This is a genomic window from Mesorhizobium sp. M7A.F.Ca.CA.002.09.1.1 (assembly GCF_003998555.1).
GTDB lineage: Bacteria > Pseudomonadota > Alphaproteobacteria > Rhizobiales > Rhizobiaceae > Mesorhizobium > Mesorhizobium ciceri.
This window is the reverse complement of the sequence record NZ_RZRR01000065.1, coordinates 1-11,443: the sequence shown is the minus strand read 5'-3', so window position 1 is coordinate 11,443 and position 11,443 is coordinate 1. Positions and strand designations below refer to the sequence as shown.

Annotated in this window: 11 protein-coding genes; 2 read left to right on the top strand and 9 right to left on the bottom strand. The window is 62.1% G+C overall.

What is annotated here, in order from left to right:
- Nucleotides 1-273 precede the first annotated feature (273 nt).
- The 9 genes from ugpC to EN994_RS05120 all read right to left on the bottom strand — a co-directional run bounded on the left by ugpC (nucleotide 274) and on the right by EN994_RS05120 (nucleotide 10,446).
- Nucleotides 274-1,341 (bottom strand): sn-glycerol-3-phosphate ABC transporter ATP-binding protein UgpC, encoded by a 1,068-nt coding sequence (gene ugpC, locus EN994_RS05165; protein ID WP_063167898.1) that lies wholly within the window; start codon nucleotides 1,339-1,341, stop codon nucleotides 274-276.
- A gap of 4 nt (nucleotides 1,342-1,345) precedes the next feature.
- Nucleotides 1,346-2,194, bottom strand: coding sequence for a carbohydrate ABC transporter permease (locus EN994_RS05160; protein ID WP_013531924.1), 849 nt, complete (start codon nucleotides 2,192-2,194; stop codon nucleotides 1,346-1,348).
- Nucleotides 2,194-3,117, bottom strand: coding sequence for a sugar ABC transporter permease (locus EN994_RS05155; protein WP_063167897.1), 924 nt, complete (start codon nucleotides 3,115-3,117; stop codon nucleotides 2,194-2,196). Before EN994_RS05155 ends, EN994_RS05160 begins: the two co-directional genes overlap by 1 nt.
- Before the next feature lie 203 nt (nucleotides 3,118-3,320).
- On the bottom strand, nucleotides 3,321-4,598 hold the full coding sequence (locus EN994_RS05150; RefSeq protein WP_063167896.1) for a sugar ABC transporter substrate-binding protein: 1,278 nt from the start codon (nucleotides 4,596-4,598) through the stop codon (nucleotides 3,321-3,323).
- 29 nt (nucleotides 4,599-4,627) lie between these two features.
- Nucleotides 4,628-5,815, bottom strand: coding sequence for a PLP-dependent transferase (locus EN994_RS05145; protein WP_063167895.1), 1,188 nt, complete (start codon nucleotides 5,813-5,815; stop codon nucleotides 4,628-4,630).
- Complete coding sequence (locus EN994_RS05140; RefSeq protein ID WP_013531928.1) at nucleotides 5,812-6,546, bottom strand: FadR/GntR family transcriptional regulator; 735 nt, start codon at nucleotides 6,544-6,546, stop codon at nucleotides 5,812-5,814. Before EN994_RS05140 ends, EN994_RS05145 begins: the two co-directional genes overlap by 4 nt.
- Nucleotides 6,547-6,673: 127 nt before the next feature.
- Nucleotides 6,674-8,146 carry an FAD-dependent monooxygenase gene (locus EN994_RS05135; protein ID WP_063170221.1) on the bottom strand — a complete coding sequence of 491 codons (1,473 nt, stop codon included), beginning with the start codon at nucleotides 8,144-8,146 and terminating at the stop codon, nucleotides 6,674-6,676.
- Between the two features lie 521 nt (nucleotides 8,147-8,667).
- On the bottom strand, nucleotides 8,668-10,041 hold the full coding sequence (locus EN994_RS05125; RefSeq protein ID WP_063167894.1) for a PleD family two-component system response regulator: 1,374 nt from the start codon (nucleotides 10,039-10,041) through the stop codon (nucleotides 8,668-8,670).
- Nucleotides 10,042-10,074: 33 nt separating this feature from the next.
- The gene (locus EN994_RS05120) at nucleotides 10,075-10,446 is read right to left on the bottom strand and encodes a response regulator (protein WP_013531932.1); all 372 of its coding nucleotides are present in this window, start codon (nucleotides 10,444-10,446) and stop codon (nucleotides 10,075-10,077) included.
- Between the two features lie 246 nt (nucleotides 10,447-10,692).
- On the opposite strand from EN994_RS05120, the gene EN994_RS05115 reads away from it, so the two are divergent.
- Complete coding sequence (locus tag EN994_RS05115; RefSeq protein WP_024503583.1) at nucleotides 10,693-10,992, top strand: DUF3572 domain-containing protein; 300 nt, start codon at nucleotides 10,693-10,695, stop codon at nucleotides 10,990-10,992.
- On the top strand, nucleotides 10,989-11,443 hold a 455-nt coding region (locus EN994_RS05110), incomplete at its 3' end, for a hypothetical protein (protein WP_127307423.1). The genes EN994_RS05115 and EN994_RS05110, both read left to right, overlap by 4 nt.

Below are 11,443 nucleotides of genomic sequence, written 5' to 3'. Positions count from 1 at the left end.
ACCCACTCGCCCATATTGCAGGGGCCACCGTCGGTGTTGACTAACTCCGACGGTGGCCTAGTTCGCGGCGAAATGACCTCCGTTCTTTTGAGAAGACGGCGGGACTAAGGTCTTGCGCCCTAGACGCAAAGGTCCGAGCGATCCTGTTAGGTTCCGGAAATGTCTCTTGGACGTTCCGCTATTTTATCCAATTGAAATGTAGCGTTACCGTGTATGTCCCGCCCGATAGCGGCGCCTGATCCGGCTGCCCGCATCCGACCCGGCTGCGTCCCCTCAGCCGATGCGCTCGCCGCTTTTCGCATCGAACAGATGCAGCTGGTCCGGTTCGGCCGCCAACCGCACCACGTCGCCGGACTTGACGCCGGCACGGCCCATGGCAAAGACGCACAGCTGCTGGCTGGCTAGCTTGACGTAGAACTGCGTCGAAAGGCCGAGCGGCTCGACCACACCCACCTCGCCCTTCAACGCACCGTCGTCCGCCAGCTTGATATGCTCGGGCCGCAAACCGACGGTGATGGCGTCACCGTGGGTCAGTGGCAAGTCTTCCGGCAGCCGCAGCGCCTGGCCGTCGGCCAGTACGGCCTCCAACGTAGCGCCCTTGCGAACCGTCGCCGGCAGAAAATTCATGCCGGGCGAACCGATGAAACCTGCAACGAACATGTTGGCCGGCCGGTCGTAGAGATCGAGCGGCGCGCCGACCTGCTGGATCAGCCCGTCATGCATGACGACGATCCGGTCGGCCATGGTCATCGCCTCGATCTGGTCGTGCGTGACATAGACCGATGTCGTCTTCAGTTGCTGGTGCAGCGCCTTGATCTCGGCGCGCATATGGACGCGCAGCTTGGCGTCGAGGTTCGACAGCGGCTCGTCGAACAGGAAGACCTTGGGGTCGCGCACGATCGCCCGGCCCATGGCGACGCGCTGGCGCTGGCCGCCGGACAATTGCCGCGGCAGGCGCTGCAGGAAGGTATCGAGCCCGAGCCGCTTGGCGGCGCCGTCCACCCTGGAGTCGATCGTCGCCTTCTCCGCCTTCTTCAGGAGCAGGCTGAAGCCCATGTTCTTCGACACGTCCATATGCGGATAAAGCGCGTAGGACTGGAACACCATGGCGATGTCGCGGTCCTTGGGTGCTACGTCATTGACCAGCCGCTCGCCAATGCGGATCTCGCCGCCGGAAGCCTCCTCCAGCCCGGCGATCATGCGCAAAAGCGTGGACTTGCCGCAGCCCGACGGGCCGACCAGGACGACGAACTCGCCATCGGCGATTTCAAGGTCGACCGCGTGCAGGACGCGGACGGCGCCATAATCCTTGCGGACCTTATCGAGCGTAACAGAGGCCATCGATCTATCCTTTGACGGCGCCGGCGGTCAGGCCGGTGACGAGATAGCGTTGCAGGAAGGCGAAGAAGATGCAGACCGGGATCAACGCCAGGATGGATGCCGCCATCATCTGTCCCCAATCGACGGCGAACTTGCCGATGAAGGTGAGCAAGCCGACGGCGAAGGTCTTCTGGTCGTCGCTGGAAATCAGCATTAGCGCGAACAGAAGCTCGCTCCAGGCGGCGGTGAAGACGAAACCGAGCGTCGCGCCCATGCCCGGCAGCGTCAGCGGTACAATCACCTTGCGCATCGCCTGCGCACGCGTGCAGCCGTCGATCATCGCCGCTTCCTCCAGATCCTTGGGGATGCCGTCGAAAAAGGACTGCATGAGGAAGGTGGCAAAAGCCGTGTTGAAGGCGGTGTAGATGATGATCAGCCCGGTCAGGCTGTTGATCAGTCCGATCTGACCCATCACGCGGTAGATCGGCGGAATGACCATCACCAGCGGAAAGGTCTGGGTCAAAAGCAACATCAGCGCCAGTGCTGCCTTGCCGCGAAAGGTGAAGCGCGACATGGCATAACCGGCAAGCGTGGCGATGATTGTCACCAGTGCCGCCGTCGATACCGAGACGATGACGCTGTTGAGGAAATAGCGGGGGAAATCGGTGGCCTCGAGCACGGTGACGAAGTTCTGCAGCGTCATGTGCGACGGCCAGAAGGTGATGCCTTCGGAATAAAGCAGCCGCTCCGGCGTGACCGAGATCTTCAGCGTCCAGTAGATCGGGAACAAGGCAAAGAGCACGTAAGCCGCGATTGCCGCGTAGAGGCCGATGCCGCCGAAGAAGCGCTGCGAGGCTGTGCGTCCTGCGATCATCAGACGTGCCTCACCAGGGTGCGGCGGATACCGATCAGCGCAATCGCATAGGCAATGAGCAGGACCAATAGCAGCACGGCCACCGCCGAGGCATAGCCCTTGTCCAGCGATTTGAAGGCGCTGACATAGATGTAGACCGGCACAGTGTTGGTCGAGCCGGCCGGTCCGCCTTCGGTCATGACGAAGATCAGGTCGGCGAAGGTGGCGATCCAGATGGTGCGCAACATCACGGTGATGGCGATGGTCGGCGCCAGAAACGGCAGCGTCACCTTGGTGAAGCGCTGCCAGGGCGAGGCTCCATCGATGGCCGCAGCCTCATGCAGTTCCGACGGGATCGACTTCAGCGCCGCCAGGAGCGTGATGGCGAAGAACGGAATGCCGAACCAGATATTGGCGACGATCGGCCCCCACATGGCGGTTGACGGATCGGACAGCACATTGGTCGGCTCGGCCTTCAGACCCAATGCAAACAGCCAGTGCGGCAGCGGGCCGATGATCGGATTGAACAGCCAGGCCCAAGTCAGGCCCGACAGGAAGGACGGCACCGCCCAGGGCAGGAACACCAGGGCTTGTACAGCCTTGCGGCCGCGAAACGGCTTGTCGAGCAGAAGCGCCAGGCCAAGGCCGAGGAAGAACTGGAAGAAAAGGCTGGCGACCGTCCACCACAACGTGTTGACCAGCGCCTGGCCCAGCACCTGATCCGACAGCATCGCCTGATACTGGCCGAGCCCGACATATTCGGACTTGAAGGCGGAGAACTTGCGGAAGGAGTAGCTGATGCCGATGACCAGCGGCACCAGAAGCACCACGACCAGCAGGATGATCGCCGGGCTGAGATAGAGCCATGGCTCGATAGCGGCATGCGACAGCCGCTTCTTTCGAGGCTTGCCGACGGATCGTATTTCGGACACGGCATAGGTCATTGGGTGAGGATCGGCTCCCTGGAGCAGCGGATGGACAATGAGCGGGGAGAAGTGCCGGTTCACCCTCCGAAGCTGCAGCGCAGCGGCTGCGAAGGATGGGCAGGCAGATGAGGGGCAGCGCAAAGTAGGCAAAACTACCGCCGCCCCTCATCCGTCACTTCGTGACACCTTCTCCCCGTGAACGGGAGAAGGAAAGAACGCGCTTATTTCTTGTTCTTCGCCATCCAGTCCTGCTGTTCCTTGGTCAGGAAGGCAGCCCACTGGTCGGCGACGTCCTTGGCCGTCTTCTGGCCAAGCAGCACTTCCTGAAAATTCTTGATCGCCACCTGGTCGACGAAATTGCCGAGGTTCTCCAGATGCGTCGGCGGGGTGACCATTTCATATTTGGAGCTGTCGCTGAGCTCTGTGAACCAGCCCTTGAACTGCTCGGTCTTGAAATGGGGATCCTGGTCGGCACCGTTGTGGATCGGGACGACGCCGACTTCCTTGGCCCATTCCAGATTGTCCTTCGGCGACAAAAGGGTCGCCATCAGCTTCCAGGCGTCGTCCTTGTGCTGCGAGTTGGCGAACATGGCCCAACCGGCATAGCCGAGTGTCGGATAGGATTTGCCGCTCGGCCCGACCGGCAATGGCGCTACCGCGAAATCGTCGGCGCTCATCTTGTCGGCGATGCCGAGCAGCGCGTCCGGATCCTGGTTGAGCATAGCGCAGGTGCCGGAATAGAAGCCGGTGACCGTTTCGTTGAAACCCCAGCTCACCGCATCCTTCGGCGCCAGGCCGTCCTTGTACATATCGGCCAGCATCTGCAGGCCCTTGACCGAGCCCTCCTCGTTGATCGTCGAAGTGCCGTCCTCGTTGAAGTAGCCACCCTTGCCCTGAGCGATGTTCATGAACATGTGCATGCCGTTGAAGGCACCCGGCCCGCCGCGCAGGCAGTAGCCGTATTTGCCCGGAATGGCGGAGATTTTCTTGGAGTCGGCGACGAACTCGTCGAGCGTGGCCGGCGGGCCGTCCAGACCTGCCTCCTTGAACAGCTTCTTGTTCCAGAACAGCGCGTTCACATAGTAGCCGTAGGGGATCATGAACTGGGTGTTGTTGACGGTCGAGCCGAACTGCTTGGCGCGGTCGCCCAGCGTCTTGGCGTCGTCCCATTTGGCCATATACGGGCCGAGATCCTCGAGCTGGGCATTGTTGGCATAGAGGCCCATCCAGCGTTCCGGCATCTCGACCACGTCGGGCGTGTCGCCGGCCTGCACCATGGTCAGGAATTTCTCGAACGCCTGCCCCCAGGGCAGCGAGATCAGCTCGACCTTGATGCCTGGATTGGCCGTTTCGAACTCGGCGATCTGCTTCTTCAGGAATTCGGTGCGTGGCGGGCTGGTGATGACTTCGACCATTTTCAGGGTCGAATCGGCCACAGCATTTCCGGCGGAAATCGCCAGTCCCGCAACGGTGGCAAGCATGACGGTCAGTTTTTTCATGTTCAAGACTCCCATTTTGAACCCGCTTGTTATTTTCTGGCTTTTTCGAAGGCTTGGGCGACATCCGCCCACAGGTCTTCGACACTCTCCAATCCGACATTGAAGCGGATGGTTCGGGGGCTGACGCCGAAGCGCGCCATCGAATTCAGGCCCGGCGTCTGCTCCAGCGACGCCTTGGCCGGCACGACCAGGCTTTCATGCCCGCCCCAACTGACGCCGATGCGGAAATATTTCAGCGCGTCGACGAAGACGGGGATGTCAATCTCGTCCGTAACCTCGAAGGAGAACAGCCCGGCATAGCCGGCCAGCGTCGCCTTGCCCGGGTGGTTCGAATAGACGGGATGGTTGACCCGCTCGACAGCGGCATGCGCCTTCAGCCGTTCGGCGATGGTCAGGCCGCTCTTCATGTGGTGCGGCAGGCGCAGCGGCAGCGTGCGCAGGCCGCGCAGCAAAAGCCACGCTTCGAACGGTGACAGCTTGCCGCCGAGATAGGAATAGGTCTGCTCGTTGATGTGCTTGATGTGGGCAGCCGAACCCGCCACGACGCCCGCGACCGTATCGCTGTGGCCGCCAAGGTATTTCGAGGCCGAATGCAGCACCAGGTCGACGCCATGCGTGATCGGCTTCTGGAACACCGGCGTCGCCCAGGAATTGTCGATCGTGGTGACGATGCCCTGTTCCTTGGCCAACCGTGTCAGATGCGCGATGTCCTGCAGCTCGAACATCATCGAGGTCGGGCTTTCCAGATAAAGCAGCTTGGCGCCGGGAAGTGCCGCCGCGACCGCATCCGGGTCGGAGCCGTCGACATAGTCGACCTTGATGTTGAGGCGCGGCAACAGCCGCTCGAACAAACGGTAGGCATCGCCATAGCAATTGCGCACCGCCACGATGCGCTCGCCCGCACCGACGAACGCAAGCACTGTGGCGCTGATCGCCGCCATGCCACTGGAAAAGCCGCGCGCGGCTTCTGCGCCCTCGAGCGCTGCCACGCGCGCCTCGAACTCCATCACCGTGGGATTGTCGCCGCGCGAGTAGATCGGCTGCCTTCGTTTGCCGGCAAAGGTATCGGCCATCTCGGCATAGTTGGCGAAGGTGAACAGCGAGGTCTGGTAGATCGGCGGCACCACCGCACCGCCGGGGAACGGTTCGTCATGCGCCAAAAGCGTGGCCGCTTCGGTGAGATAGTCGTAATCGAAACCTGATGGATGCTCGTTCATGTCTGGCTCGAGAGTTTGAGTTTGGCCGCGCCGCGCTTGAGGTCGTCCTCGACGGTGGCGATCAGCTTGAGCGCCTCGGCGCGAGCGCCCTGCGGATCGCGGGCAGCAATGCGTTCGTAGATGGTCCGGTGATAGGGAAAGCTGGCGTGGCCGAAGTCACGCACGCCGAGCGGATGCTCCCAGAAGCGGTGAAACAGCTCATGCATGGCGGCGATGATCTGCTCGAACAGCGGATTGCCCGAGACCCGGTAGATCGCCTGGTGGAACTCCCAATCCTCTTCCGACGACATGCCCTCGCGCGTGCGGAACGCCTGTTCCATGATGTCGAGCTTGCGTGCGATCTCGGCAATATCGGCTTGGCTGGCGCGTTCGGCGCAAAGGGCTGCTGCCTCCGCCTCCAGCGCGCGGCGGATCTCCAGCGTCTGCATCAGGCTGGTGAAATCATTGCCGCCGGCCAGTGTCAGCGGCATGTGCAGCATATCAGGCGAAACAGCCGCCTTGAGATAGGTGCCGCTGCCTTGCCGGCGTTCGACGAGGCCGAGCCCTTCCCAGCGTGTCAGAGCCTCGCGCACGGTGTTGCGGCTGACCTTCAGCCGCTCGGCGAGAATGCGTTCGGTTGGGAGTCTGTCGCCCAGCTGCAGGGCTTCGGCGCGAACAAATCCCACCAACGCCTTCAACACGGCGTCGTCGCGCGCCGTGATTTGAATGGGTGGCAGGCTGTTCTGGTCCACATTTCCTCCGAGTGGTCCAATGGTCCAACCAATTCTGCACAGTTGAAAACTCCTGTCAACAAACTGTCAGGAGCACTGTCGGAGGAAGCGACGCAATATTCTCAAGGCGGTCGCGCGATCGCGTCTGCTAACCTGCGGCAGCAGGCGGCCCGAACCAGGTGGTCAGCGCGCCCACAAGGCCCCGTTGGGTTCCCGCCCCGGCCCAAGCCACATAACCATCGGGCCGGATCAAGACCGCGTCGGGCGCAACGACACTCCCGAGAGCCGGCAGGTCCCAGATACCGGCGTAACCGGCGTCGATCTGCCGAACCCGTTCTGCCCAGGGCGCGATGTCCAGTCTGCCGGGCTCACCGAGGTTGAGCAGCACGGGCCGCGCGTCGTGCAGCAAGGTGAAGACCCGCAACGGTCCGCCGGCGGTGGTCAGATCGAGATCGGGCATTCGCCGCCCAAGCAGCGGGTGCCCCTCTTCGAGGTCGTAGTGGACACACAGGCCGGACATCTCGGCTGCGATCTTTTTGCGGGGTTCATCCATGCCGAGCAACTCGGCAACGGTGTCGGCCAAGGCCTTGCTGCGGTCATCCGTGCGGCGAAGCGCGACCTGCGCCATCGTGTTACGCAACACGCGGGCGGCAACCGGATGGCGCTCGGCGTGATAGCTGTCGAGAAGGCTTTCCGGCGATATCCCCTTGATGACCTGGGCCAGCTTCCATCCAAGGTTCACCGCATCCTGCACGCCGATGTTGAGGCCCTGTCCACCCATCGGCGGATGGACGTGGGCGGCATCGCCGGCCAGCAGCACGCGTCTGTCGCGATATGCGGCAGCCTGGCGCGTCATGTCGGTGAAGCGGGAGAGCCAGGTCGGGCTGTGGACCCCAAAATCGGTGCCATAGATGGCGGCCAGCGCCTCGCTGAGCTCGCGTAGCGTCGGTTCGCCGCGCGCCTCCAGGCGGGGCTCCGTCAGCACGACGCCAACCTTCTTGCCGTCCTCGATCTTACCCAGGGCATGAATTCCGGAGGCGTTGCTGCGGAAGCCCCATGCCGGTTCTTCCGACATTTCGACCTCGGCAATCATCCAGCTCATCGTCGGATCCCATCCGGTGAACTCGATACCGGCCGCCTTGCGAATGGTGCTGCGGCCTCCGTCGCAGCCGACCAGATATGCGGCCCTCAGGCGGTGACCGGTGGACAGTTCGACGTCGACGCCGCTGTCGTCCTGGATAAACCCCGCAACCTCGTGTTCACGATAGATCGGCACCTTCAACTCGCCGACCCAGTCGGCCAGGATGCGCTCGATGTGGTTCTGCCGCAGCGCCAACAGGTAATTGTGCCGGGTTGGGAAGTCGCTGATGTCCAGGCGGATCATGTGAAAACCTACGGCCGGGCTCACTTGGCCCTGCGAGAGGAACCGATCAGCAATTCCGCGCTGGTCGAGCACCTCGATGGTGCGTGCATGGAGGCCACCTGCGCGCAGGCCGGCAAGTTTCTGATCCGGCCGCCTTTCGACAATGGCAACGTCGACGCCTGCTAGCGCCAGTTCGCCCGCCAGCATCAATCCCGCCGGACCACCCCCGGCGATCACCACCGCATGATCTGAAACCATTGTCATCACTCCCGTTTTCCGCACCTTGGTTCGGGTCGGTTTTACGGGAGGAGCCGGGTCTTGCCGCAAGCCCCTTGTGCGCCATATGTATGAAATGGAAGGGAACGGTATTGTTTCCCCTGTTGGTTGCCGCGGAACAAGCGCTCGGGGCAATTTCCCCTAACGATATCCAGATTTTCAGGCGCAAAAACCCAGAGTCTTCCGTGCTTTGGCACGGAGCTCTGATGTTCATTGGAAAGAAGGGGGCCGGTCGGCGTTTGGCAGCGGTACGAGGAGGCCACTATGTGCCAGCGCCGGCCGGCCGACCCCACGGACCCAGGAGATGCGGCGGACCTGAGCATCATGGGGTATTCCCAGGGACCGGAGCCGGCGGTCTATCCTCGTGCCGGCTTCGTCTTGGCCTGCACAGTCGCGCAAGAGCTTATAAAAATCAACAGTTTCTTAACCAAGGCTCGCGAATCGCTTGGATTAAGGTAAACGGGTAACCCTGTCGGGTTGACTGGATAATCGGGGCTGGGTCACTACGCCGCCTTGGCGACGACCCGATTGCGGCCGCCGCTTTTGGCTTCGTAGAGCGCGAGATCGGCACGCTTCATGAGCGCCGCCACCGTGTCCACGCCCTTCAGCACCGACGACACGCCGACGCTGACCGTGACTTCGATCGCCTTGCCGTCCTGGCCAATGGCGAAAGCCGCCTGGGCGATTTCGGCGCGAATGCGCTCGGCCACCTTCTCGGCCACCGCGCCCTCGGTATCCGGCATCACCACGACGAACTCCTCGCCGCCAAAGCGGCAGGCAAGGTCGATACCCCTGACATTCTTGCGCAGCCGCCGTGCGAATTCCCGCAGCACCTCGTCGCCGCCATCATGACCGTGCGCGTCGTTGATCGCCTTGAAGCGATCGAGGTCGGTGATCATCACCGACAGCGGCCGGCGCCGTGCCACGGCGCGATCGAACAGCGTCTGCAGATGGCTGTCCAGATAGCGGCGATTGTGCAGCCCGGTCAGACCGTCGGTCACCGCCATTTCGATTGTCTGGGTGACGCTGGCCCGTAGCTGGTCGTTGTAGCGCTTACGGCGCACCTGCGTGCGCAGCCGTGCCGTCAGTTCCTGCTGGTCGATCGGCCGCATGAGATAGTCGTTGATGCCGAGTTCCAGGCCGCGAATGATGCGTTCCTCCTCGCCCTCCTCCGCCAGCAGGATAATCGGCACGAAGCGGGTGCGATCGAGCGAGCGCAACTGCGAACAGAGCCTCAGCGGATCGAAATCGGCGAACGCGGTCGAGATCATCACGCATTCATAGGATGTCTCGGCGGCCTGGAAGAAACCGGCATGCGGATCATGTGTGACGTCGAGGTCGGCCCGATCACGCAGCATCTTCTGGATGCGCTCGACGGATGTTTTGCGCTCGTCGATCAAAAGCACTTTCGGCGTCGTGTCCTCGGATGCGAAATTGCGGCTGAGCAACTCCTCGATGCCGATATTGCGCGTCGTCGAGGCGCGCAGCCGCAACTCGTCGGTCAGCGACTTCAGCCGAACAAGGCTCTTGACGCGCGTCATCAGCTGCAGGTCGTTGACCGGCTTGGTCAGGAAGTCGTCGGCGCCAGCCTCAAGCCCGCGGACGCGGTCGGAAACCTGGTCCAGCGCGGTGATCATCACCACCGGAATGTGCGATGTCGCCGGATCGCTCTTCAGCCGCCGACAGACCTCCAAGCCGTCCATATCGGGCATCATCACATCGAGCAGCACGACATCGACCTTGCCGTTCTCGCAGGTCTCGATCGCATCCGGCCCGTTGGTGGCGGTCAACACTTCGAAATATTCGGCCAGCAGCCGCACTTCCAGCAGCCGCACATTGGCAGGGATATCGTCGACGACGAGGATCCGCGCAGTCATTTCATAACGCTCCGGCTCGGCTGAAGGGGCACATCACGCATCGCCCAGATAGGATTTGATGGTTTCGATGAAACGCGGCACCGAGATCGGCTTCGAAATATAAGCCTCGCAGCCACCCTGGCGGATACGTTCCTCGTCGCCTTTCATGGCGAAGGCGGTCACGGCAATGACGGGGATGACGTGCAGTTCGTCGTCCTCCTTCAGCCATTTGGTCACTTCAAGCCCCGACACCTCAGGCAACTGGATATCCATCAAGATGAGATCCGGCCGGTGCTGGCGTGCCAGATCGAGCGCTTCCAGACCGTTGCGGGTGCGCACGGTCTCGTAACCGCTTGCCTCGATGAGGTCCCGAAAGAGCTTCATGTTGAGCTCATTGTCCTCGACGATCATAACCTTCTTCGGCATCGATATCCCGTCCCGGCCGCCCTTCCGCTTCGAAGGCGACCGTCATGCGCCCATATCTGAACGCACCAAACCCTGCTTCACTTTACGGCAATATGATTGACGAAACGGAAATCCGCGGCTGGAAAACAGCGCGAATTCTACCTCGTCGCCTGCGCGTCCAAAGGGCGCGCCACGCTCTAATGGCTTGCCGCAAGCAACTCTTGCCATTACTGCGGGAGAGACTCATTCCACACACCGAAGGTAGTGATGGCAAACGCAGCGTCAATGCGCGAAGAAGCGGAATCGATTGCCGTGAAGGCCCTGGGCTTTGTCGCCTCCGATCCGGAGCTTTTGCCGCGCTTTCTGGCTATCACCGGCATAGAGGTCCATTCGATCCGCAAAGCCGCCAGTGAGCCGGGTTTCCTGGCTGGTGTCCTGCAATTCATCCTCGCCCACGAGCCGACGCTGATGCGCTTTGCCGAGGAAACCGGCACCCCGCCGGCTGCTGTCGGCAAGGCCCTGCGGTCGCTGCCGCTGGGCGATGACAATCACGAGCATTCCATATGAGCGATGATCCAGAAACAGCGCGCCAGATCGAAGAACTGGCAGCCGACAACCGGCCGTTGCTGGTGCTCGATGTCGACGATGTCGTGCTCGAATTCATCCGCCCGTTTCCGAATTTCCTCAAGACGCGTGGCTATGGCCTGACGCTGGCCTCGTTCCGGCTGACCGGCAACATCGCAGAGACGGCCAGCGGCCGCCTGATCGAACAGCCCGAAGTCACGGCACTGCTGGGCGATTTCTTTGACACGCAAGCCGATTGGCAAAACATTACGGACGGCGCGGCAGAGGCCCTGGCAGGGCTTGGCGACCGCGCGGAAATCATCTTGCTGACGGCCATGCCGCACAAACACCGTGCCGTGCGTCGTGTCCATCTCGACGCGCTTGGACTGAGCTACCCGCTTCTGACCACTGAAATGGCCAAAGGACCGGCAGTGGCCAAGCTTCGCGGCAAGGC

Coding starts and splice junctions, on each gene's coding strand:
- EN994_RS05135 (WP_063170221.1), bottom strand. CDS start 8,146: ATGGTTTCAGATCATGCGGTGGTGATCGCCGGGGGTGGTCCGGCGGGA.
- EN994_RS05120 (WP_013531932.1), bottom strand. CDS start 10,446: ATGCCGAAGAAGGTTATGATCGTCGAGGACAATGAGCTCAACATGAAG.
- EN994_RS05155 (WP_063167897.1), bottom strand. CDS start 3,117: ATGACCTATGCCGTGTCCGAAATACGATCCGTCGGCAAGCCTCGAAAG.
- EN994_RS05150 (WP_063167896.1), bottom strand. CDS start 4,598: ATGAAAAAACTGACCGTCATGCTTGCCACCGTTGCGGGACTGGCGATT.
- EN994_RS05125 (WP_063167894.1), bottom strand. CDS start 10,041: ATGACTGCGCGGATCCTCGTCGTCGACGATATCCCTGCCAATGTGCGG.
- EN994_RS05115 (WP_024503583.1), top strand. CDS start 10,693: ATGGCAAACGCAGCGTCAATGCGCGAAGAAGCGGAATCGATTGCCGTG.
- EN994_RS05145 (WP_063167895.1), bottom strand. CDS start 5,815: ATGAACGAGCATCCATCAGGTTTCGATTACGACTATCTCACCGAAGCG.
- ugpC (WP_063167898.1), bottom strand. CDS start 1,341: ATGGCCTCTGTTACGCTCGATAAGGTCCGCAAGGATTATGGCGCCGTC.
- EN994_RS05160 (WP_013531924.1), bottom strand. CDS start 2,194: ATGATCGCAGGACGCACAGCCTCGCAGCGCTTCTTCGGCGGCATCGGC.